This is a genomic window from Kosakonia beeri (assembly GCF_054165705.1).
Window position 1 is genome coordinate 3,627,291 of record NZ_CM135106.1, and the last position, 21,886, is coordinate 3,649,176.

At 46.8% G+C, this 21,886-nt stretch carries 22 protein-coding genes and 1 pseudogene; 8 read left to right on the plus strand and 15 right to left on the minus strand.

The features are described from left to right. Positions 1–26: 26 nt before the first annotated feature. The 3 genes from iraP (at position 27) to ACUY4S_RS17185 (ending at position 1,304) form a co-directional block, all read left to right on the plus strand. Positions 27–362: an anti-adapter protein IraP gene (gene iraP / locus ACUY4S_RS17175; RefSeq protein WP_312691034.1), complete on the plus strand. Its 336-nt coding sequence runs from the start codon at positions 27–29 to the stop codon at positions 360–362. A 106-nt stretch (positions 363–468) separates the two neighbouring features. Further along, positions 469–639, plus strand: coding sequence for a YnfU family zinc-binding protein (locus ACUY4S_RS17180; RefSeq protein ID WP_458024228.1), 171 nt, complete (start codon positions 469–471; stop codon positions 637–639). A gap of 296 nt (positions 640–935) precedes the next feature. Next, positions 936–1,304: an STY0301 family protein gene (locus ACUY4S_RS17185; RefSeq protein WP_458022442.1), complete on the plus strand. Its 369-nt coding sequence runs from the start codon at positions 936–938 to the stop codon at positions 1,302–1,304. Positions 1,305–2,127: 823 nt separating this feature from the next. On the opposite strand, the gene ACUY4S_RS17190 is transcribed toward ACUY4S_RS17185, so the two are convergent. The 5 genes and pseudogenes from ACUY4S_RS17190 to ACUY4S_RS17210 form a co-directional block, all read right to left on the minus strand. Continuing rightward, on the minus strand, positions 2,128–2,568 hold the full coding sequence (locus ACUY4S_RS17190) for a GNAT family N-acetyltransferase (RefSeq protein ID WP_312690959.1): 441 nt from the start codon (positions 2,566–2,568) through the stop codon (positions 2,128–2,130). Between the two features lie 115 nt (positions 2,569–2,683). Continuing rightward, positions 2,684–2,983: pseudogene (locus ACUY4S_RS17195) on the minus strand (Arm DNA-binding domain-containing protein); the annotation flags it as partial. Between the two features lie 1,775 nt (positions 2,984–4,758). Then, a complete protein-coding gene (locus ACUY4S_RS17200) occupies positions 4,759–6,021 on the minus strand; it encodes a DUF4062 domain-containing protein (RefSeq protein ID WP_458022441.1) in 1,263 nt (420 codons plus the stop codon). A 303-nt stretch (positions 6,022–6,324) separates the two neighbouring features. Beyond that, on the minus strand, positions 6,325–7,740 hold the full coding sequence (locus ACUY4S_RS17205; protein ID WP_458022440.1) for a UvrD-helicase domain-containing protein: 1,416 nt from the start codon (positions 7,738–7,740) through the stop codon (positions 6,325–6,327). Further along, the gene (locus ACUY4S_RS17210) at positions 7,737–9,464 is read right to left on the minus strand and encodes an ATP-dependent nuclease (RefSeq protein WP_458022439.1); all 1,728 of its coding nucleotides are present in this window, start codon (positions 9,462–9,464) and stop codon (positions 7,737–7,739) included. Before ACUY4S_RS17210 ends, ACUY4S_RS17205 begins: the two co-directional genes overlap by 4 nt. 288 nt (positions 9,465–9,752) lie before the next feature. On the opposite strand from ACUY4S_RS17210, the gene ACUY4S_RS17215 reads away from it, so the two are divergent. From ACUY4S_RS17215 to ACUY4S_RS17225, 3 genes are all read left to right on the plus strand, one after another. Then, positions 9,753–11,195: an IS1182 family transposase gene (locus ACUY4S_RS17215; protein WP_458022438.1), complete on the plus strand. Its 1,443-nt coding sequence runs from the start codon at positions 9,753–9,755 to the stop codon at positions 11,193–11,195. A gap of 790 nt (positions 11,196–11,985) precedes the next feature. Beyond that, positions 11,986–12,975: a glycosyltransferase gene (locus ACUY4S_RS17220; RefSeq protein WP_458022437.1), complete on the plus strand. Its 990-nt coding sequence runs from the start codon at positions 11,986–11,988 to the stop codon at positions 12,973–12,975. Positions 12,976–12,978: 3 nt separating this feature from the next. Then, positions 12,979–13,434, plus strand: a complete 456-nt coding sequence (locus tag ACUY4S_RS17225) for a hypothetical protein (RefSeq protein ID WP_458022436.1) — start codon at positions 12,979–12,981, stop codon at positions 13,432–13,434. Between the two features lie 79 nt (positions 13,435–13,513). Here the strand turns inward: ACUY4S_RS17225 and ACUY4S_RS17230 are convergent, their stop codons facing one another. The 9 genes from ACUY4S_RS17230 to ACUY4S_RS17270 form a co-directional block, all read right to left on the minus strand. Beyond that, positions 13,514–13,888 (minus strand): TA system toxin CbtA family protein, encoded by a 375-nt coding sequence (locus ACUY4S_RS17230; protein ID WP_458022435.1) that lies wholly within the window; start codon positions 13,886–13,888, stop codon positions 13,514–13,516. Between the two features lie 49 nt (positions 13,889–13,937). After that, positions 13,938–14,297, minus strand: a complete 360-nt coding sequence (locus ACUY4S_RS17235) for a type IV toxin-antitoxin system YeeU family antitoxin (RefSeq protein WP_458022434.1) — start codon at positions 14,295–14,297, stop codon at positions 13,938–13,940. A 22-nt stretch (positions 14,298–14,319) separates the two neighbouring features. Continuing rightward, complete coding sequence (locus ACUY4S_RS17240; protein ID WP_032938028.1) at positions 14,320–14,541, minus strand: DUF987 domain-containing protein; 222 nt, start codon at positions 14,539–14,541, stop codon at positions 14,320–14,322. Between the two features lie 13 nt (positions 14,542–14,554). After that, positions 14,555–15,037 (minus strand): RadC family protein, encoded by a 483-nt coding sequence (radC, locus tag ACUY4S_RS17245; RefSeq protein ID WP_122051101.1) that lies wholly within the window; start codon positions 15,035–15,037, stop codon positions 14,555–14,557. Positions 15,038–15,277: 240 nt separating this feature from the next. After that, positions 15,278–15,757: an antirestriction protein gene (locus tag ACUY4S_RS17250; protein ID WP_458022433.1), complete on the minus strand. Its 480-nt coding sequence runs from the start codon at positions 15,755–15,757 to the stop codon at positions 15,278–15,280. 79 nt (positions 15,758–15,836) lie between these two features. After that, complete coding sequence (locus ACUY4S_RS17255; protein ID WP_458022432.1) at positions 15,837–16,658, minus strand: DUF932 domain-containing protein; 822 nt, start codon at positions 16,656–16,658, stop codon at positions 15,837–15,839. Between the two features lie 110 nt (positions 16,659–16,768). Next, positions 16,769–16,981: a hypothetical protein gene (locus ACUY4S_RS17260; protein WP_458022431.1), complete on the minus strand. Its 213-nt coding sequence runs from the start codon at positions 16,979–16,981 to the stop codon at positions 16,769–16,771. An 80-nt stretch (positions 16,982–17,061) separates the two neighbouring features. Then, entirely contained in the window at positions 17,062–17,421 is a 360-nt protein-coding gene (locus ACUY4S_RS17265; protein ID WP_458022430.1) for a hypothetical protein, read from the minus strand. A 76-nt stretch (positions 17,422–17,497) separates the two neighbouring features. Beyond that, a complete protein-coding gene (locus tag ACUY4S_RS17270; RefSeq protein WP_458022429.1) occupies positions 17,498–17,962 on the minus strand; it encodes a YfjT/YkfB family phage-associated protein in 465 nt (154 codons plus the stop codon). Positions 17,963–18,805: 843 nt separating this feature from the next. On the opposite strand from ACUY4S_RS17270, the gene ACUY4S_RS17275 reads away from it, so the two are divergent. Then, the gene (locus tag ACUY4S_RS17275; protein ID WP_458022428.1) at positions 18,806–19,423 is read left to right on the plus strand and encodes an inovirus Gp2 family protein; all 618 of its coding nucleotides are present in this window, start codon (positions 18,806–18,808) and stop codon (positions 19,421–19,423) included. Between the two features lie 120 nt (positions 19,424–19,543). Continuing rightward, a complete protein-coding gene (locus ACUY4S_RS17280; protein WP_458022427.1) occupies positions 19,544–19,765 on the plus strand; it encodes a helix-turn-helix transcriptional regulator in 222 nt (73 codons plus the stop codon). Between the two features lie 342 nt (positions 19,766–20,107). Here the strand turns inward: ACUY4S_RS17280 and ACUY4S_RS17285 are convergent, their stop codons facing one another. After that, positions 20,108–21,712, minus strand: a complete 1,605-nt coding sequence (locus ACUY4S_RS17285; RefSeq protein ID WP_458022426.1) for a YfjI family protein — start codon at positions 21,710–21,712, stop codon at positions 20,108–20,110. Positions 21,713–21,886: the final 174 nt, after the last annotated feature.

Genomic DNA, 21,886 nt, shown 5'->3' on the forward strand with positions numbered 1-21,886 from the left:
GTAGTATGGCAAAAACAGGGGCTTTTATGAAAAATTTAATACTCGGTGTTATTGCAAAAATCTCTAAAATGGATGCAGAAGCCAAGCTACTTGCAGCCAGGGTAGAGGCGCAGTCTTTGTTAATCGGCGCGTTGTTGCTGACGCTTGGCAAAAACGGCGGCATGAATGAAATGCTGGATAATGTAAAAAAAGCGATTAACGCAGCGCTTGATGCGACTGATATCCCACTGAAATCTGACGGAGAACTTCTGATGAATGAGTTTAACAACCTGATTCAGTTGACGCAGTTGCTTGAAACGAGCGACGCTGAAATTGATATTCAGTCTTTAAGGGGCGCCCCCGATAAAGATTTAGCTGAATGATTAAATGCGTTAAAAGGCTGGAAAATCAGCCCCCCAGCCTTTAAAGATACGGGCTATATACATAAGGATGGTGTATGGTTGCAGCCCATTCATCAGGAAACAATCTATGCCACAACGCAAAGACTCAAAAAACAATCGCAACTACCTTACCCAATGCACTTGCCCTCACTGCGCTAAGCAGTCAGAACATAGTTTCACCCGCGTCCAGAAAGGCGCTGCCCTTATGTGTCCCCACTGCAGTAAGATCTTCAGCCAGGACAAAACTGCTATAGCGTAATCCCATAAAGTGTTCTGGAAACACCGGTCGGGCTGTCACCGATCGGTTGTTACTTGCTGATGCCCCCACCGCACCGACCAGACACCTCTTCTTGATCTCGTTGGTCGATAGGGGAATTATACCGATGGCAGGCCCCACCCAGCTATTTACCCAGGACTAGTTGCACAGGGGAGCCAGGTTCCAGACCATTGGATGGGATAAAATATCGATAGCCGAGGCGAGAAAGTCATCCCCCCGGCCAGCGAACCATTCGATTTACTCAGCAACCATGCCCGAAAACATCGGAGGAAATGACTATGTCGTGGAGTAATGCACTCTTTTTAAGTAGCGTGGCACTGTTTTTTTCCAGCACTGCTTTTGCCGAAAAAGTAAACTGCCCGGCTTTTATAAAAGACAGCAATAAAACCTACTCCATGAATTTGATTGACGTTTTCGTCGGGCCGCCAGAAGAAAGGGCATCATTATTACCGGATACGGATGAAGAAATGACATGGACCCTCAAGGATTCGCAGGATTATGCAAGAGCGCATAACACCTCCATATTTCTTGTTTGCCGGTACAAGGGGACGAATAAAAAGGCCACAGTAAAAGTGCCGGAAACAGCCCAAAAATGCTCGGGATGGTACGGATACAGCAAAGATGAGTTTTACGCCGCCTGTGAATAAGCCTGTTCAAATTGCCAGAGAAGACAGTGAGAGACGATAGATAATTGCAACCTACAGGGTTCAATATTTCAAAATAACCACTTGTATTTAAATAATAAAAAAATCAGCTTGCAACATACCCAAAAAAATTTGGTTTGTGCGTTTTTTGTGCGTTGAACTGCATTAATCTTCCCGATTTATTACTTTAATCTTGCATACTCGTTCTTATTGTAACGGTGTACGAAAAGCGTCAGGTAAGGCGCGGCGGTGAAACCAGTATCACGATAGTGCGCTACGGTCTGCCGGGCAAATGTGCTGATAATGCAATACCTGGCGAATGCGTGCGGATAAGTGCCCACGCCGATCAGGAATAACCCCAATCAGACATACTCCACTCATTCCCTGCTTGCCTGGAATCAGGCATGTAAAAGAATTTGGGCGCACTCATCCACACAGGAATAAAGGAAACGGCTTGCATAGCAGCAATGCCGCGGGCTTATATCGGTAAATCTGTTGGCAGCGGCCAGTGTGTGGCGTTACACAGAAACGAGAAACGCACCCATTACGTTTTTTTCCCGTACCAATACCGCATGAGGCAGATACAAGGCAAAAACAATCTGCTCTTCGGTGAATCATGATTTTTCATCGGCACCACCTCCGTTCCGGGAGTGTAGATCATGCCGGTATTCTGTTTCTGAATGGCGCAGGATTTTGGGTCAGGGTCACTCGGGCTGCATTTAACAACAAAGCCATCGGGAGTTGATTGGCCGGAACCTGAAATAAAAAAGACCGCCAGTCGGCGGTCTTCGAAAATCTTGTGGTGAATGAGGAGTAAAAAATGATTCTATAAAGCCATTCTGTACCGGACAAAGTCATCGGTAGTTGCCACTTTGTCGTAAAGTTTGCGCGCGGCGTTATTTGTACGGGTAAACCAGTAAACTTTTGACCAGCCTTTAATGACAGCTTCATCATGCAGACACTGTAACATTGCTCGCCCGATCCCTCCGCCACGCAAAGATTCGTGAACAAAAAAATCTTCGAGATAACATACCGGCGTGATGACAAATGTGCCTTCATGCAGCACACAGAGCAAGAATCCGACGATCTGATTATTCAACTCAGCAACGCGACAGAGGACAGGAGAATTCGGATCATTTATACGGTTCCAGGTATGCGTTGTTACTTCGTTGCTTACTTTGCTGCCACCGATGCTGTTATAGGCATCCCACAACACAAGCCAGTCGTTATAGTCATCTTCGTTTACTTCACGAATCAGAATGTCCATGCTCTTACAACTCTCTCAGGCTAAAAATTAAATATACGCTCTGAATTAGCTGAAAAGAAACGGCTTGGTGGCCAACAATGTTATTAAGTCAAGGCGCGGTCATGATCTCCACAGTGATCGCAATCGGCTCAACATTGTTCTGCATAACAACGGTCCTGGCGTTTTTAATGGCCTGTTTCACATCAGACGGATCGCTGCCAGCTGCAATGACACGTTTTACCTCATTACGTTTATTGCGCGCATCAGCCAGGGTGACAGCAAGGTATACACCAAGAGCCAGCAACTTCTCTTTACCTGCATAACGATATTCGAGTCGCCAGTATCGAGAACCATTTGGCTATTCCGCCCCGTCAGAGAGTTAATAGGGTTTGTCCTGAGGTTTAGCGGTGCTTACCTGACGTGCGGTGAACTTCATTCTGGGGTATCCCATTTCATTGAACAGAATACCCCCCCAAATGTCCCCAAACATAACGGTAGATTTCAAGATATGTTAATAGACGACGGTAGACTATAGATTGCTGATAAACAGCGTGAAGTCTGGGTTTTATAGACTTATGGAGACGTGAGTAGAAGGAAGGACCCTACAGGATTCGAACAAACTCCTTTTACCATTTGTTATTACTAGTTTTTTCTTCGTTCGAAAAACGCCGGGGCCCCCAATTAGGCCCCCAAACGCATTTCGCTGAAAACTTAAGCGATTTCGAATCGGTAGAATTGTAGCTACTAATTACCTTACCGCCAACATCCCTGAATAATGTCTGCTGACGATGGCGTTCATCTTCCCACTAACTCAGAGCACTTAAAGGTGGTATGCCCACTATGACTCACTACCCGTTAATTAATACATCGTGATGTTAGTAATAGGTTCATTAGGTGTAAAACTTTTTAGGATTTATCGTTTCCATTCATCGCGGTCCAAAAACTCATAAGTCCTGACTGCTTCGTACCAGGAGCGGACATACCGAATTCTAATAGCGCGGTATAAGAACTATTACCCACCATCCCGGCAAATCTGTTTTCACAGTGGTTGAAAAGTGCTAATTGTTATCTGGCTGGCTCATTCAGTCGATTATTGAAAGAATTAAGCGGTTGTTGAACCAATGTCTTTCACCTAAAACACCACCAGTACCCAGCAGGAAACTCGCTTAACTGACCCTGACCCCGAATATGATCTATGCAAGCGACTGTCGCTGAATCTGCTCATTCTAGCATAGCTTTGCCAGCCTCAAGATTACCACTACAGGAGTGATGACATATTCCCTTCGCCAGCTAGAAGCATACGTGCGGCTTTCTCACTGCTTACTTCTGCTTTACGGTTACCGCCCTGCGCGTCAGAAAACGCTGTCACTATCACGCCAAACTGTGCAGCAATTATTTTTAATAAAATTGCTAACAGCTTTCGAAATCTGTTAACATTTATTTATTGCTAAAATTAGCACCTAGTATAAACAATATGAGCATCGATTGTTTTTAAATTTTATAACTCAACACCTCATTTGCCTGTACCATTATTTTATCTAATATTTCATTAAACACTCTATGAAAAGAGTTAACAAACCAAACTATCGCATCAAGCAATAGCATTGTTTCTTCTCTAGATATAGAGAAATCATTTCTTTCCTTTGGGTGCATTAAACGATTACGTATTTCGAACAGCTTTTTTAGTTTATAAAACTCCCCAGTACCGAAGACATCAGACACATCAATACCATATTTTCTGGCAAAACACTTCAACGACTCTTTGAAATTTTCGGCCCCAGATCCATTTGTGTGCGAACTATTAATATAATTCAACTGCTTATTGCTGTATGCCTCTTGATTAAGTTCGTTGAGTGTAATTTTAAGAGCACTTTTAAGTATATATGAAAAACCATCAATACAAGAACATGAGCTACGAATAGTATTTCGACTAACAACAGATCGTTTTTTATCACCTTATTAAGTATTCTTAGGTTTTCGTCAATATCCTCAAACAAAATTTCAGTATGTATTGTGATATACTGAATCTCTTGATAGGCAGGAATTAATAAATCCCTACCAAACGCAAAAGCCTTTTTCATCTCTACTAACATCTCTTTTATGTCACTCATTTTAACCTCACTGGAATTTTTATTTAAAAAAAGGACCTCAAGCAGCAAAAATGGTCATCAGGTCAAATGTCCAACGCAACAATTCGTTGAGTTTCGCACACTATAACGTTAAAAATTTGTAGACGTCTTCATCGGACGGAGACTCTGCTGCAATCATTTCATTCATATCTGCTATTGGTGAAGGAGGCCGAAGAGATGGCATTACGAACTCTTTTCCGTCCAGATGCTTATGAATCGCTTGACTAAGCAGCACAACATTTGTCCATCGGTCCATTAAATGGAGGAACGGGACGAGACTGGTTGTTTCTATGTCTATAGTGACTCCCGTTTTTCCCCTTCGGTTAGGTGAATTATCAAAAATCACCGATAGCACTTCTGCCTTATTCGCTCGATTAAGGGACCGCATTTCAATCTGAAGCTTAAATAGTGCTTCATATACAGGTGTTTCAACGAAACCGTTAACATGGTGATCGAAATTTAAAAAATAACTGGTCTCAAGTGCCCGGTCGACTATTTGGGTCTGGAATTGATCAGACAACAGGTGAATACCAAACATCGACATTCTAGTCCAATATACACTGCTAATCACCGTTCGTTCGTTATTATGACCTCCAAACGTAAGCTTATGCTCTCTGTGGAAGCTCATAACAGTCTCTATTGGGGAGTGAACGACACCTTCTTCGAATTTCACGAGCCCCAACTTAAGGATCTCTCTCAATTCCCGTGCTAAGAGCTTCCTAAATGCAAGATTATCTACAGGCAACCCTGTTAGAACTTGGGACTGGACAACATCCCAAATATCTCGAAAGTTAGAAAAAGTGTGTATCCAATTACCGGTAGGAAGCGGGGAGCCATTCTCAAGCGCTTTTTTCGTTTCTGCATTTCGGCCAACTTCAGCCATGAAATTCGCGAGCGCCTCTGCATCAGAAGCAAATTTGCTCGGAGAAGTGAGTAAACGATGGCTAAGTTTGGGATCAACAGCCTCCGCCTTCAAAAGCTTCTTCAATTCATTGCGCTGTTCACGGTATTGCCATACTTCGCTCCTAACAAAGTTAAGTATTTTCAATTTCCCTTGCTTGTGAAGCTCGTACGCTTGCCGATATTCCTGTTGGGTAATACTAATTTTGTTGACTTCGTCATACCAACCACCGACACGACTGCCGATCAGAAGGACGAAATAGTCGGCTTTTTGCATGGCTGTCAAACATGCATCGTAGCTATGCTGCTCTAACGGCTTCTGAAAGTCGTTAAACTCGGATGCAAGGACGATTGCCCCTTGCTCCTCTAAACAAAACTTCAATGCCGACCTCAGATCTCTGAAATCGTAAATAGTCGACGAGATGAAAAAAGTAGGACGGCTCATATTTATGCCCAATGTTTATGCGAAGGAAAGATCTGTATTAAAACACAGACGCTTATGCCTTTGTAGATTTCACGCACAAAACACTATATTGCATCTGTATAATTTAAAATAAGTTGTGGGCACATCTGATATTTGTGAACGCAATTAATAAATATTAATCTGTACTAGCAAGTACTGTAGGTGTCCAGATAAGTACAGTGATTATTAGAGTGCTAACAATCTGGCTGAAGAATGCCCGTTCCTTGCTCACAGCGGACCTTATAAACACTAAGGTATGAGCGTCTAGGGGGCAGTCTTGGGCTATTATGGTTTGAACTCATCACGACCCGAGAAGATCGTAACAGACTTAGCCCCCCTTGAGAGCGCAACATACAAATCAGTTGCCCCCATATTTCCCGCATCTAATATCACCGCGTGGTCGCATTCCAGACCTTTCAGAAGAAGAGTTGAGCCTATTGAACGGTGCGATACGCGTCCTTCACCTTGGTATCTACGTTGTTCACGAATAACTGATGCTGACTCTCTAATGCTTTTGTCAGGTGAGCTGATGGACAGATTTATCGCATCTTTTAGAACGTGCAGAGCTCCGGCCCTGAATACGCGCGTCTCTTCCTTCTCCTCGAGCAAAAAAAGTGCCGTTCGAATATTTTGTCGGGTGGGGGCCAGAGCAAGCGCTACCAATGCATTCTCAAGCGAAGAAGGAGCTGTTCTGTTTCGTCCAGCCTGAATAGAACTAATTCTTCGTAAGGTTGTGCTAACGCCAACGTTTGTCATCAACTCAGCTGCTGCCTGTAAAAGCTTTGGCATCACGTTGGTAGCATTAGCATCGTCAAGGGATGTAGCCATTTTTATCACGTCACTCAGATCTACCGGTTCGACAACATCAATGCCATTGATTCGCTGTGCAAATTGATGCCTGGATGAAGCTCTTCGTGAATCACCTATAACTAAAACCGAGTCGTTGGGAAACTGTCGCAGCAGCGCGTAATATTCGCGCTGCTGGCGCTGGATATTGTCATTATGATTTCGTGAAAGAGGTCGAAAACGTACATAGTCAGGACAGGACTTTAAGTCGATACGCTCCCGGCGAAATAATCGATGTCTTTGCTCAAGGATCCACTGGCCCAAATATGGCGTTTGTGCATTTTTCCAACGCCAGGGCGTTTGTAAGGTTGCCAGAGTAGGGAAAAAAGTTTCAACGGTTTGGTTCCAGTCGGGCATAGGGCCGCTAAAGTTGAAGATACACTGCATCGGGTCACCAAAGACTACCGTTGGTAGCAAACGTGAAAGCGCACAAGTCAGTTCATGTTGCTCGCTATTGCAGTCCTGGTATTCATCGACCAGCAAACGCGAATAAGTAGCTGTGATGATTTCGCTAATATTACCGTTAACAACCAGATTCCGTACGGCACGGCGAAGAGAAGGGTAAAAAACGGCTGGATTTTCAGGACCCACACCAAGCGGACACAATCCCGGAAAGCAGCCAGCTATTTTCAGAGCCCATCCATCTATTGTTGTCACAACATAGTTCTGCGGAGGAATTGCAAAACGGCTCAGTCGCTTTTTGAGTGCCGTTACACCTGCGGTTGTATGTGTCAGCACGAGATACGGCTTCCTTTGCGCAAAACCAAGAACTTCAGTAATCAGGTGAGTTTTGCCACATCCCGCTGGCGCTATAATAAGGCCTTTAGTGGCGTTTAAAACGGCATCCACACTCATCGTGGATCACCGTTTTCCGCAGCCCACGCCAGCAGATCTCTTATAAATATTTTGAATGGTTGTGAAAACTGATTGATGACTGGACCCACGATATTCTCCGCCAGATCCTCAGCCTTCCCGATCGTTTTAAACCAACCATACTTGCCAGCAGCGTGAGCCACTGGCGTTCTCATTTCTTCTGTTGGTTCACCTGTGCACGTATCAAAGTTATAAGCCCCTCGGGAGCAGTTCTGAATGTGCTGATCCACTTGTTGTTGGCTGTTCAGATCTGCAGCAAGGAGAACGATGTCACGGATAGTCTCAGCAGGACACCAGGCTAGCAGGGCACCCTCTGTTGAAAAACCATTACCCCATTCAAAAATGGTCACACCACTAGCCCGGCAATGTTCTGTCTGTTGCCTGTGTGCAGGTGTCGTGATATCTGAATCTTTTAATAAGGCAGTTCGATATCCCAGTTGTGCAAAAACCTCGGCGCGTTTGAAATAATTGTCCCCGCCGCCGCCATCTGTAGCAAAGGCCCCCTGATCCTGAAACCCTGTTCTTCCCCTGCATTGTCTGGACAAGTCCAGCCCTCTGATAAAACCAACCTCAGTTCCACCTTCGCCCACAATTACGGCTTTACTGAAAAAGGCTTCAGCGCAGGCCCTTATGGTAGCTTGTTCCTTATCGTCCCCACTTAGTGTCAGGAAATTGTGTGAATGCTCTGGGGCTGGTTGTTCTAGTTTCCGCAACACACAGAGCTGGGTTGCCTTGAGTTCTCTGAGAACATATGGGGAATGGGTGGTGATGAATACCTGCGAAGTGGGTTTATCATCACGAGAACCCAGTTGATTCAAGAGTCGGCTGATCCTGTAAGGTTCCAGTCCGTACTCTGCTTCATCAACCAGTATGATCCCAGGACGCCCAACAGCTTTTTGTAACCCGCTCACCAGCAATCGGGTTGATCCTGTTCCAAGCATTCTCAGTGGCGTGTTATCACTGTTATGTAGGCTGATTGCGCTGTTAGACAGGGAGACGCCATTCACGTCCAGCAGCGCTTTAAGTTCTCCAACCTGAACGCCTAACTCATTTGCAATGGTTCTGACCTCGGTAAGGATGTTATCCAACTGCGGTAGTTGCCGGGCAGCAAAGTTGTGTCGTGTCTGTCGGGACAGTTCGGCCAACGTTAAACTAATATCAAAATCTTGTGCAGATAATTTATTCAGCACTGAGCGGTTGCCCCATGCCAGATGATGATGCGAGGTTGCCCCAAGGCGAGTAGGGCTTAACTGCTCACGGTGCTTCCACAGTAACCTTTTCTCCAGCCCTTCCGCTGTTGCTCGTTCTGAAAATAAGCACCAGTCTGGTTCGAGATCTGCACCGACGACCATTCTCAGTGTGATTACGGTTTCATCTCCTGCTCGGGGTTCATCATGGATCTCCTTTGTTTCGCTATTGAAACCACGAAGATAACGCCCATAGTTCTCAAGGTTCCGAAGCCCGTCATCAAGCTGTCCGAGAGTTACACTGATGCATACTGGATTGGCCGAATTCATGAGATAAAAATCAGCATCACTGAATGTGAACGATCTTCGCGCTCCGAGTACTAGATCAATAGCATCAATAAAGGTCGATTTTCCTGAATCTCCAGGGCCTATCAGGCAATTCATCCCTGAACCTGGAAACCATTCTGCCTGCCGTATTGAGCGAAAATTCTGAATGCTGATGTGGCGGATAACAGCCATGTTTCGTTCCTTCTCAATCCACGAATGTTGTATTTGCGCCGTAATGGCAGGAATTATGGCACACCCTTTCTTATTTAATTGTGATGTTGCGGGTATCCACGCTGACTCAGCAGAGAGGAAACACTTCAATCAAAGGTCCGCTGTTCGCTCAGGCTGTGTGAAAACTCCTGATCACTTTTTGGTCTAAGCGATGGTTTCATATGATCAACCATTCTTGATAAACCCATGCGACGGAATGACTTTTTCATTAAAATTATAAACATACAAATGAATACTGCGGATACCGACATGGTCCATCACATTCAAGGACAAGGCAGGCATCAGGTGACATTGCTCCCTGATGCACTGGATGATTTTGTCACTGAAGATAACCCGGTCAGAGTGGTTGATATATTTGTAGATGGATTAGAGCTTGATTCTCTTGGTTTCAGAAGAGTTGATGCAAAGCGAACTGGACGGCCCGGATATCACCCTGCCACCCTACTGAAGTTGTACATTTACGGATATCTCAACCGAATTCAGTCCTCCCGTAGACTGGAAAAAGAGGCCCATCGGAACGTTGAACTGATGTGGTTACTTGAACGATTAACGCCTGACTTTAAAACCATTGCAGACTTCAGAAAAGATAACGGTGAAGGTATCAGGAATGCCTGTCGGGACTTTATTGGCCTGTGCCGGCAAATGCAAATGTTCACTGATGTCGTTGTTGCCATTGACGGCAGCAAATTCAAAGCAGTAAACAGCAAACCCAACAACTTCACATCCCAGAAAGCCAATGACCATATTGAGCGCGTTGAGCAAAGTATTACTTATTATTTAAACAAGCTGGATGAAGCCGACAAGAATACTGAGCCCGATGCAAACACAAAGTTAACAGCCACTAAACTGGCCTGGTTAAAAAAGCGCTTACGTGAGCTTCAGGAAATTCAACAAGCAGTCGCACAACAGCCAGATAAACAACTCTCTTTAACCGACCCTGACTCCCGGTTGATGAAAACAAATAATATGAACCGGCAAGTTTGCTACAACGTTCAGACAGCTGTGGATACGAAAAACCATTTGATTGTTGCGCATGAAGTCACCAACACAACAGATAATGGACAACTTGGTTCAATGGCAACACTGGCTCAGAAAGCTGTTGGCCGGAAAGACATAACAGTACTGGCCGACAAAGGGTATTACAGTCGCAGCGATATTAAAACAGTTCTGGATAGCGGAGCAGTGGCTTTGGTGCCAAAGGGAGATACCTCTGGTGCTGAACGTAAGGGGCTCTATAACCGCTCAATGTTCAGATATAACAGGGAAAAAGATGTTTATGTATGCCCAATGGGCAATGAGCTTCAGAATCGATTTACCTCAACAGAGGACGGACTGGAGCAACAGTTGTACTTTAACAATATTGCCTGTCGCGATTGCAGCCAGCGCTCCAGATGCACTACATCAAAACGCGATCCAAGGCGTATACGGCGTTGGGTTCATGAAGCTGAAATGGAAGAAATGCATGCGAGGCTTGAGTCATTTCCTCAGGCGGTGGTCATGCGAAAGCAAACGGTAGAACATCCGTTTGGGACAATTAAAATGTGGATGGGTGCAACGCACTTCCTGATGCGGAAATTTAAAAACGTCAGTACGGAAATCAGTCTACATATATTGGCTTATAACCTGAAAAGGATGCTATCGATATGGGGTACTTCAGGATTGATAATTCAGCTGCAGGAACAATACGGCTAACGGTTCCAGCCGTTTTATCCTCCAGTAACAACAGATATCAGGTTCTTCCCCGCAATAAAAACTTCTGAGTCATCCGAATAAAATCACAGATTACCTCGTCAACTTAAACGACATTCTTAAAACACAGATGAGAAATATTGTTTGGCTAATTGAAGCTATGAGTTTTCACACAGCCTGCGCTCATAACAGCCATGCCAAGAGTTAATAATTTTTGTAGATTTTCTCTTCCACATGATGTCGGTTATCGGGAATGGTTTGATTATCCCGCAGGCATAGCGCCCTTTCCAGTTCAACAAACTGATCGCACCTGTAAAGAGAGCAGGAACGCGAGTGGCGTGTAACGCAGAGTAAAAAGATGATCGATTAAACCGATCGATTGATAAAAATTGATCTGCAAAATGAATTATCCGGCCCGGTAGTGTCTGTGATAAATTCCCAAAAAATCATTTAACGTATTGTTTACTAATTTATTTCCTGTCTTCTGGCGGGCGGCCTTCTTTTGTCCTGCGGGCACGGCATGGGAATGCGACAGCAGGTGATGGAATGAAAAGATGTGCCAGATGTAACAAGAAAAGAGGCGTTCTGGACCGGATTTTCGGGCTGGATAAAGAATTCTGCGATGACTGTCTGATGGTGGTTAACCAGGAAATCAGAGAAAAACGGGTGGTATCCACACCAGCACGAAAATCACCTGAACGCTCTTCCTGATAATGTTTCTTACCCGGCAGGTTATTGCCCCTGATGGGGTGACAACTCTGAACCTTCCTTCTGTTTACATTCCCTTAGTGCAATGAAAATCAACATCGATATCAGCGTCATCATTCCTGCCTTCAATGCAGCTGACAGCATCGGAGCTCTGGTCCATACACTGCTTGGCGAAACAACGCTCAGTACTGAAATCATTGTTGTGAATGACGGTTCAACCGACGAAACATGGACGGTACTCAGCGCCATTACAGATGAACGGCTTATTCTCATTCGCCAGGAAAATCAGGGTGTGTATGCTGCCCGTAATGCTGCACTGGCGATTCACCGTGGCGAATGGGTGGTGTTCCTGGATGCGGATGACCGGGTTGCGGCAGATTTTCTGCAGGAGCGGCTGCGCACAGCACGCGAAGCACAGGCCGATGTCGTCCTTTTCAATGCCCGGCATACAGACAGCGCCGGACATCTGCGGCATCCCGTTCACCGCAGACAGCCTTACGGTCAGACGCTGACGGGTCAGCAGTGGATACGCCATTGCGTCAGTCAGAGGGAGTGGCCGCATTACCTGTGGCTGCAGATAATCCGTTCAGCGTATATCCGCGAGCATGACCTGCGATTCCAGGAAGGGAAAAGCCACAAGGACATTCTCTGGACGATACAGCTTGCCGCCGCAGATGGCCGGTTTTATTTCTCTGACAGACAGGATTACCTGTGGGTGAATAACCCGGCGTCAATTACCCACCGCCCGGATTATTACGATATCCGGGCTGTCAGTTATACCGATGTAATTGCGTATATTCTGGCACTCAGCACACAGACGCAGTACCGCTCAGTCAGACGAGCGCTGGTCAGGCATGCGCTGGTGGAAAGCCGTCACTTTCTGGGCCTGTACCGGCGCAGGGTGAGTGACCGGCAGGCGGTCCGGGCGCGTTTTCGTGCGCGGATAGCCTTTCGCCATCTGGTACCCGGCGTGAGCAACCTGAGCGATGTCTTTTTCCTCCTGAAGCTGGTCCGCAATATATATCTGCCCGGTGTCCGCAATACTCCCGCAGCCGTTTCGCAGTTGCGGCGTTAATCCATGGATATCTCAACGCTTCTGGCACGGTCGTGGCAAACTGCGACAACGGGTGATGAATCCATTCGCTCTGCGAGGGATATCGTCGAACGCTGGTATGACAAAGGCGGTGACCTGACCCAGCGGACCCGGCGATTTATGCTGCGGGAATGCCTGTGGATAGCCGCACATTACCGGGACACCGAAGCGGTACTCACCCGGCAGTTTCGCCTGCTGGCCGTGTTACTGTATCTGGGCGGTTATTTTCCGAAAGGGAATGCCGGTGGCATGCTCCCGGAGAAATGTTTCATTTTACTGAACGCCCCGGAATTAAGCCCCCTCCTGACAGACGATGCGGCCCCTGATGTTCTGGTGGCGTCCTGCCGCACCCTCTTCTACTGCAGACAGATATCTCCGCTAAGGTGTTACCGCCATACCCGCTGTCTGAGCGAACATCTGTATCAACTGATAGAGATCTGATAAAAGCACCAGTCGTTGTGCTGGTGCCTGAGGGGCTGATCGCTGACGGTGTCGGCGTCAACGATCAGGGCTAACGTCATTATTTCCCTCCGCTGAATCTGCCACCTGTGATGTCAGTAACGGTTTTATATCCCTTGCGGGTCATCAGCCCGGTAGCCTTCCGGGCGCGGAGCATATCAATGCTGCCGATAAACGGGGACTGCTCTGTCACGCTGAAGCCGCAACGGTCAGTACGCACCAGGTCGTACTTTTCCACGATAAAATTCACCGCGTCACACAGTGAGATTCCCGCATCAATGTGTTTCTGGATCACACTGTCGTTGCCAAACGGTGTGTCGTTGAGGGTAAGGCCGTAGTGTTGCTCCAGCAGATACTCCAGTAATTTTTGCCAGATTTTGACTGATGACAGACGTGACGATGCCGCCCTTTGAAGGGACAGGGATTGTTTTTGCATGGTTTGCGCTCTTTGTTGGCTGGTTTGACGAAGGAAAAGTGTTCGGGGTTTATGCGGTTGTTGCAGATGTCGGATAAATTACGATGTACAAATAACCACAGGAGCCGAGCGTATCGGCCTCACATATCAGCCCTTTTGCGTGGAGCGTGATGCAGCGCTGAATGTGGGGCGTGAGTTCGTTGCTGGTCAGCATGAGCTCCATCTGCTTCATCAGTACCGGAAATGCCTGGTCCAGATGGCGTAAATCTGCGTCATTAAATGTCCCGGCAATGCTGGCGCGGTCAGCAAGGTAATACGGGCGGTTACCCTCCTGTACCAGCCGGGCCCCCAAACACGGCGTGATGTTGCGTCTGAGGCCCCACCAGGGTTCCGCGATGTTATGGTTGATGACACGGGTTGCTTTCTGCATGTAAGTACTCCTTAACGGTGAGTCAGTTCAGGGTAACGCTGCGCAGGATCACATACGGACCGTTGCGGTCCTGTCGGCGTTCAGCAAACACGGCCAGCACCCCCCGGATATCCTGCACTTCCCTGCCGTAGTAATGGCAGATACTGCCGGACCACTTATATTTCCCGGTACAGAAGCGAAACAGCCGGGACTCAGAATGCTGGCGGTATATCGCCATTGCCTGACGTTTGCTGATGATTTTCATCGTTATTCCCTCCCTAAAGCCAGCCACGCTCGGCAAACGAGACAATATCCATGCCTCCCACGACCAGATGGTCCAGCAGGCAGATATCCACGAGTTTAAGTGCCTGTTTCAAGTGGTCAGTGATAAGTCGGTCAGCATGACCGGGTTCCGCATAACCTGACGGATGATTGTGTGAAAGCACAATGGCAGCCGCGTTGTATTTCAGTGCTGCCTTTATCACTTCACGGGGATGTACCTGCGTATGGTTGATGGTGCCGGTGAAGAGCGTTTCATGGGCAATAAGACGATGCTGGTTATCGAGGAAGAGTGCCATGAATACTTCACGCTCCAGCGCGGCGAGCTGCAGACGAAGCCAGTCGCGGACCGCCTGGCTGGAGGTGAATGCCGCGCCGGGCTCGCGTAACTGGCGTTCCAGTAAGGTCAGTGCACGTCTGATGGTGCGCTGTGCAGTGGGAGATATTTCCCCGCTGCCGGGAGGACAAGTGGTGGTATTCATTTGCTTTTCCTGTCTGTTGACGCGTCGGGAGGGGATGTGTTGTACAACTTCACGGCAACGACGAACCCGTCGTGCTGGGATTCGAACCATGCCCATATATGGAAGAGAGGGGTACCCGTCGGGAATTGCAGGAAGGGTTCGTCGGTCACAACATCACCGTCCTCATCCCTGACCGTTGTTTTCCCAAGTGCATCCCACAGGACATTAAGGCGAGACAGTTCATACGGCATGGCGGGACACTCAGTCGATAATGCGCATGATGGCGCTGCATTCTGCGTGGTTCAGCGCATAGTCACGCAGACGCCAGTAATGTTCCGTCATGGCGTCGCATTCTGTGCGGCATGCGTGATGACTGTAAGCGACAAGACAGACTGCAATCCCTGCAGCTTCGGCGCTCATGTCTGCGGCGTTGCCATTCATGGCGTTGAACAGCGGCCAGAAGGCATCGTTGTCCGTTTCCGGAGCCATGAAGGCCCCGCCGTTGCTGAGAGTATAAAAATTCCAGATACCGCCGCTGTAGTCAGCGCAGAACCGGTCCATCCACGCAAAGACCTGCGGTTCAAGGGTTATCCACTGCGGGATGTTGCCAAAGTGCTGCGGCCAGAATCCCACACGCTGTTCGTCCGGTACGGGCGTGGCTGTCAGTGCCGGTGCAGAACCGTTATCGCCAGCCTGCAGAGGTCGCTGATGGTTGTCGTTAAGATTAATAATGTCGGTCATGTTAATTTTTCCTTATGCATGAGTATGTTGAATGGAGCTGTCGGGCCGGGGATTGATTTCGGTGGCGGGGCGCGGGTGATTACCTGCCCAACAGGTCCATCATGTTCTCCGCCATCACCCAGAGCGCACGGTTTAACTTAACGTCGCCATCTATCCCGTTTACTGCGCGTGTATGGGTGCGTTTACCCTGCGCGGTACGGCCACTTAGTCCGCCTTTCAGCAGATTTTCCTGAATGCGCTGGTAAGTGGTCCACAGGTCATCGCTCTCGTCCTGCCAGCGCCGGGGTGCGAGGATTTGCGATTCAGTCACTGGCTGGTACTCTTCCCCAAAACGGTATGTCAGCGCTGCTTTAGCCAGTGCATGTTGTGCTGGTGGCGGTAGTTGCAGGGACTGCATGGCGTCGCGTTTCTCCTCCACCCGGTCAAAGACGCTGAGAATCTCATAGGCCCCCTCAATCACCTTCCCGACAACATCACCCCTGTGCGGCACGCGGATCTCGCCAAACGACTGTCCGCAGACGAGCGAATTGGTGCAGACGCTTCTGAATATCCCCGGCAGCAACTGAAAACTCGATGCACCATCGTGAGAATTCAGAATGATGATTTCCGGCACCTGCTGACCGTTTATCTGACCGGCACGACGCAGGCGCAGCATATGCTTTGTATGTTCCCGTCGACTCTGGTCGCGCACACGTGACTGGCAGGCAAAAAATGGCTGGAACCCTTCGCGTTTAAGATTCTCCAGCAGGGTAATGGTGGGTATGTAGGTGTACTTTTCGCTTCTGGAGTCGTGCTTGTCTTCCCCGAAGACGCTGGGGACATGCTGCATCAGTTCTTCGTGGGTTAAGGGACGGTCGCGGCGAATCTGGTTCACCCGGCCAAAACGGCTGGCTAATCGCATGGTTGATTCCTCATCTGATTAATCTGAAGGCATAAAAGCAAAAGCCCCTGCTCCGTGAGGAGGCAGGGGCAGATATGATGTTCACAATGGGAAAGATAGGGCGGGCGGGACTACAGCGTATCCAGCATCTTCAGTATCTGTGCCATCAGGGCAGTGATAAGCGCAGTGACCAGCAATGTGACCGCTTCCTGGGCTGTATCAATACTGCTGTCATCGTAGCCTGCCTGACGCAGGCGAATTTCAATAAACTGCCGGGCCTGATGTCCGCCGCACCAGGTCAGCGCCTGGCTCAGGGCTGTCACCAGCATTTTCAGAAAGGTCATAGAGTTTGCTCCGGACTGCCAGGTGGCAGTCCTCTGGTGGAGTGAGGATTTATTTGAGGAAGCTGATACAGGAAAGTGGTTCAGTGGTAGGTGTAACGCCATCCCCCCTTGTCTGTGGTGACGACGACTTCTGAAGCCACGCAATTATTATAAAAACTCACTCTGACGGACTGCCCGTAGCGAAGGGTGGCAGGCAGAATGGTTTTCTTATTTTTTGAAGACAGGTACTTCTGGTTATCGATACGACAGTTACCGCGGTTCACGTCTATGTTTTCAACGTTGATACTGTCATCCAGTGAGGTGACCACAACAGTGACGTAGCGTGTTCCGGCAGGGTGAATATTGTTACTGGTTTCCACTTTAATCGGCGGAGCTGATGCAGCCATCACAGGGATGGAGAAGCAAAACAATACGGGCAATAAGCTCAGGTTAATTTTCATATCGGGTTCCTTGTTCAGACGGAAAGATGCGGGAGAGAATGTGTGGGGGGACAGTAAAAAACAGTATCTGCCGCGGTCAGAGTGACGCTTTCGAAACGCAGCCATGAGTGCCGAATTCCGGCAGGACATTGCCTGCACCTTTTAGCGTGAACAGCGCGGGCAGGATGCCATTCCCGGTAACCTGCACCTGCTTACCGGTTTTCAGGGCATTCCAGGCCTGTGCCAGATTGTTATCCCCGCCCCGACTGTCGGACTCACTGATATCAATGGTTTCACCCCCGTCAATCCGGACCTGAAGCGTTTTGCCACTGTCCATGCTGACCTGATGTCCCGTAGTATCTGTGAAGATGATGGTGGCAGGTTGCGTGCCATCGTCCTCACAGGCCAGATAAAGCCGAGACTGGCCTTTCCCCTTGATAACAAACTCAGACACACCCTGAGCCCAGCCACGGGTCCAGGTGGTTTGATTACCGAAGGCCATTGCCACTGCTGGCACCAGCACACAGGTCAGCAGTAAAGGGGGAATCATTTTTCTGCTCATTTTTAAGCACCTCTGGTTTTCGTATAACGCTACCCGGAAAGGGTATATACATGATTTTTAATAGAAGACTGACAGCCATAAGCATCCCGTTGGGATTTTATAGCTGCAAAAATGAAGGGGATAACGATGAAATTCGATCGAACCGATCGACAAAATAGATCGTGGTTCAGCAAAGATTTTTACCGTAAACCTCGTCCGAGTTTATGGATGGTCGGTTTCACTTCAGAAGGGTGATATATACCTGAAAATTCATTGAAAAGGGGTTGATTGTATGCGAGGTACTGGAGGGTTATCGGGGGAGAGCGGCTGGCAGGATTCAGGCCATTTAACACGTGGTCAGATACGGTCATTTTGAATGACTTTTAGCACTGATTATTATATTAGTAATTAGGATTAACTTGAGAGTGGAATAATCGGTTTATTTACCCTGCGAACAGCCTAAATTAATATTTCTTTCTTCTATTGTGATTTTGATGTCATTAAGTCCTTGCTTGTCGGATTGGTAATATAACTATATAGAAGAATATTATTGCAAAGGTATTATTAGCAAGCTATTGCCATTAGGATAAGAAGTGTAATTGAGAGGGTGTTATTCTAAAGTTTCTGTTAGAGAATTATTCTTCTCATTGAGTATGATAGCACGCTGTTTGCCAGGTTCAATTGAAGGGTATTACATTCATAGTATACTCAGGCCTATACGCTCGACAGTCATACAGTGCTCCAGGTGGCCTGGTCACAAATCACCCTCGAATTACCTGCCACATACTCTCGTTATTACTTAAAAGTAATTTATTACTCCAGACTTACATTTTATTGAACATAACTAACATCAGGACATCACTCATGAGTTTCAATATGCACAACCACTATCCATTGAATCGGAACCATGTTAAACGGATTCAGGATACCCTTAATAAATCACTTAATGAATATTCCCGTATATTAGTCCTGCGGGTCGATTTACGCTTACCTGAATTCAATTCCGTCTATTACAATACCGACTCATCGCTAATTACACGGTTCATATCCTCCGTTAAGGCTCAGATTGAAGTAAATTTACTGAAAAGACAGAATGAGGGTAAACGGATTCATCCTTGTCGGATTCGTTATATCTGGACGCGTGAGTTCAGTGACTGTGGTAAGAAACACTATCATGTTGCATTACTCCTTAATCGTGAAAACTATGCGTATCCGGGTAATTACCGGTCAGTGAACGGTGAGTATTCACATAACCTGGCTTTAATGATTATGGAAGCCTGGGTACGGGCACTGGAGCTTAACCATTCGCATTATTACTCACTGGTGGAGTTTCCGGCAAATGGTTATTACCACCTCAGTAAAAAAAGTGCTGATTTTACTACGCAGTACGAAGTGGTGACGAATCGTATTAATTACCTTGCTAAAGAGTACAGCAAGGACTATTCAGACGGACAGCGTAACTTTGGGTGCAGTCAAGACTGATTGCGTGTAAGTATTTTTTTACCAGTACAGCAGATGTTATGACAGAGTGCCGGTGTAAAATTTGACACATTAACTCCGGTGCTCCTGTCTTCCCTTTCAATCAAGACAGAGAATTCCGTTATGACAATGCTGAATAATACTGGCCTGCTGAGCGACAAAATGGTCGATATGGTCTTTATCACTCAATTCACCGGGCTGAGTGACAAATGGTTTTATAAACTGATTTCACTGGGTGAGTTTCCTAAACCGATTAAACTGGGGCGTAGCTCACGCTGGCTTAAAAGTGAAATCGAAGCTTGGGTGCTGGAGCGTATTGCAAACTCTCGTGGTCATGAGGGTTAACATCAGCTTTATAAAATAATGTGTATTTGTCCTTAAATATAACATTTCTGTAGAGTCAGCATCGTCTGACGAATGGAAATATTTTCATTTAAGGCTTTCGATTAGACCTCACACATCCATTTCCCCTGGTTTGCTGCCACAGCCTGCGCCCTCGCATCTGCATACTTTTTAATCTAAACCTGTATTGAGTTAATAAATTAATGATTAAAAATCCGCTAAAGAAGGTGTTTTAGCGGATTTCATAAAATTAATTTACAGGTTTTTAATAAAAAATGGCCATTTTATGTACTGACACTATGCGGCGCACGGATCTTTCATATGAAGTAGCTACGCTTTCGTTTTTTAATTCGTGTTTAACCTGATATCATCAAGGTCAATGTAAAAGCTCGGGGTTACAGGCGTAGAGTCCGCTTCCATAATATTGGCAGACATCTTGTTTCCAGGCATGGGGTAAATGTCTTCATGGTTTCTCGCAACGAGCATGATTGTTCCATTAAGTGTATCCATACGGATTTTTACATCGCCCTGGCCGATTAAATGATTTAACACTGGCGTGAGTTTTTCTGTTCTGCGGAGATTATTAGGGCCTAATTGTTCAATCTCACTGAATGTGATAAAGCGGCTATTCTCGCTTTTAATGCAGCCATTTAAAATAAATCGGTATAACTTTTTAACGTCCTGAATGAAACGAAGGCGTTCTGGCGTGTAAAAGAAGATCCGGTTAATCATCCTCAGGTACCAGTCGATAATTTCCGTGCAGTTTTGAATGATGTCTTCATTGATTTCGTCCGCGCATTCGTTACTCAGATGCTGGAGAATAGCGGCCAATCGTAATACGTTAGCGCTGGCTTTTGCCGCGAAATCACGAATATAATAAAACTCTCCTGTTGGTACCATTTTTAGCAATAATTGCTCCCGGTGTTTTTCCCAGAGTGTCGTTGCTGCAGGGGAGAGTCTCAGTTGTTTTCTGGTTGTAGTTTGTTCATCAATTCTGGTTTTCTTCTTATCCAGAAGGTCATTCAATAGATGGTAGAAGTTATTTATCGCAGGCCAGGTAATTTCAGTGGGAATAGTACCTTCAGCAAAGTGTTTCAGATCGTCAATTCTGGAAAACAAAAATCGCGACAGAAAACCGCTCTCTTTGAAAACGTCGCCGTGGGCTTCCATAAAACCATCAAAGATCGCCGTTTGTGTCATCAGAGAGGCGGTTAAACAGGGCGTAAAATGACAGTCTGTTTTACCTGCACGTCGAAAATGGTAGGGGCTGCCGTCCCAGGCATTGTTTAAAAATCCTATTTTACTTTTTGGCCTGCTGCCAAAATAGGTAATGGCTTCATCAGTAATAAGTCCTGCGTCAGAATACTGGCTGAGCCCCTGAATTAAATCGGTTGCTGAGGTATCGTTATAAATAATCTGAGGAAGTACCGGAGGATGAGGTTTGATTATGTTATGTTTCTCAAGTTCCCATGATTCAGATTCACCAGAATAGTTCCTGTCAATAGCTTTGTTCAGATTCCTGACAAGTGCTTTTCGCTTACATTTCCAGATTTCAAATTTTGCATCAAATGCTGACATTTGTTTGAGGTGCTCAAGCCGCATTTTCTCGTCAAAATCATAAAAGGGTTTCATCACCCTGTTTTTGATTGTTGATTTTCCGGCCCCGGATTCAGCGATGGTAAAAAAATAAAGAGAGCAAGGCTCTGGAACACTGGTATGAGGATGAATCACTTCAATAAGGGACTGGCATGCCAGGGAAGCCGCGCTGAGGATGATATTCCCCGTCAGTTCATCCGGAATACGCGTATTACGGTGTAGTTCCTTAAGCGGCTCAGATAATACCGCAGGGAAAAGATGTTCGGGATAAAGGGGCAACGGCTGCTCATTTGCAAATTCTGAGCGCTCTGGCCGGGGAGAGCGTTTGACCCACTGAAAATCACTTTTCTTCACGTTGTCTTCCTTTCTGAATGGTAAGCGAAGCATAAAGCAAAAAATTACGAGTCGCTAAACCATTTTCAGACTGGATAACGGGAACATAATGTCTCAAGCGGGGTTTATCACGTGACGATCCTGAGCGTGGAACAACTGCATAGGATGGCATCATGGTACATATTTAATGCGCCG

Coding starts and splice junctions, on each gene's coding strand:
- iraP (WP_312691034.1), top strand. CDS start 27: ATGAAAAATTTAATACTCGGTGTTATTGCAAAAATCTCTAAAATGGAT.
- ACUY4S_RS17180 (WP_458024228.1), top strand. CDS start 469: ATGCCACAACGCAAAGACTCAAAAAACAATCGCAACTACCTTACCCAA.
- ACUY4S_RS17185 (WP_458022442.1), top strand. CDS start 936: ATGTCGTGGAGTAATGCACTCTTTTTAAGTAGCGTGGCACTGTTTTTT.
- ACUY4S_RS17190 (WP_312690959.1), bottom strand. CDS start 2,568: ATGGACATTCTGATTCGTGAAGTAAACGAAGATGACTATAACGACTGG.
- ACUY4S_RS17200 (WP_458022441.1), bottom strand. CDS start 6,021: ATGAGCCGTCCTACTTTTTTCATCTCGTCGACTATTTACGATTTCAGA.
- ACUY4S_RS17205 (WP_458022440.1), bottom strand. CDS start 7,740: ATGAGTGTGGATGCCGTTTTAAACGCCACTAAAGGCCTTATTATAGCG.
- ACUY4S_RS17210 (WP_458022439.1), bottom strand. CDS start 9,464: ATGGCTGTTATCCGCCACATCAGCATTCAGAATTTTCGCTCAATACGG.
- ACUY4S_RS17215 (WP_458022438.1), top strand. CDS start 9,753: ATGGTCCATCACATTCAAGGACAAGGCAGGCATCAGGTGACATTGCTC.
- ACUY4S_RS17220 (WP_458022437.1), top strand. CDS start 11,986: ATGAAAATCAACATCGATATCAGCGTCATCATTCCTGCCTTCAATGCA.
- ACUY4S_RS17225 (WP_458022436.1), top strand. CDS start 12,979: ATGGATATCTCAACGCTTCTGGCACGGTCGTGGCAAACTGCGACAACG.
- ACUY4S_RS17230 (WP_458022435.1), bottom strand. CDS start 13,888: ATGCAAAAACAATCCCTGTCCCTTCAAAGGGCGGCATCGTCACGTCTG.
- ACUY4S_RS17235 (WP_458022434.1), bottom strand. CDS start 14,297: ATGCAGAAAGCAACCCGTGTCATCAACCATAACATCGCGGAACCCTGG.
- ACUY4S_RS17240 (WP_032938028.1), bottom strand. CDS start 14,541: ATGAAAATCATCAGCAAACGTCAGGCAATGGCGATATACCGCCAGCAT.
- radC (WP_122051101.1), bottom strand. CDS start 15,037: ATGAATACCACCACTTGTCCTCCCGGCAGCGGGGAAATATCTCCCACT.
- ACUY4S_RS17250 (WP_458022433.1), bottom strand. CDS start 15,757: ATGACCGACATTATTAATCTTAACGACAACCATCAGCGACCTCTGCAG.
- ACUY4S_RS17255 (WP_458022432.1), bottom strand. CDS start 16,658: ATGCGATTAGCCAGCCGTTTTGGCCGGGTGAACCAGATTCGCCGCGAC.
- ACUY4S_RS17260 (WP_458022431.1), bottom strand. CDS start 16,981: ATGACCTTTCTGAAAATGCTGGTGACAGCCCTGAGCCAGGCGCTGACC.
- ACUY4S_RS17265 (WP_458022430.1), bottom strand. CDS start 17,421: ATGAAAATTAACCTGAGCTTATTGCCCGTATTGTTTTGCTTCTCCATC.
- ACUY4S_RS17270 (WP_458022429.1), bottom strand. CDS start 17,962: ATGAGCAGAAAAATGATTCCCCCTTTACTGCTGACCTGTGTGCTGGTG.
- ACUY4S_RS17275 (WP_458022428.1), top strand. CDS start 18,806: ATGAGTTTCAATATGCACAACCACTATCCATTGAATCGGAACCATGTT.
- ACUY4S_RS17280 (WP_458022427.1), top strand. CDS start 19,544: ATGACAATGCTGAATAATACTGGCCTGCTGAGCGACAAAATGGTCGAT.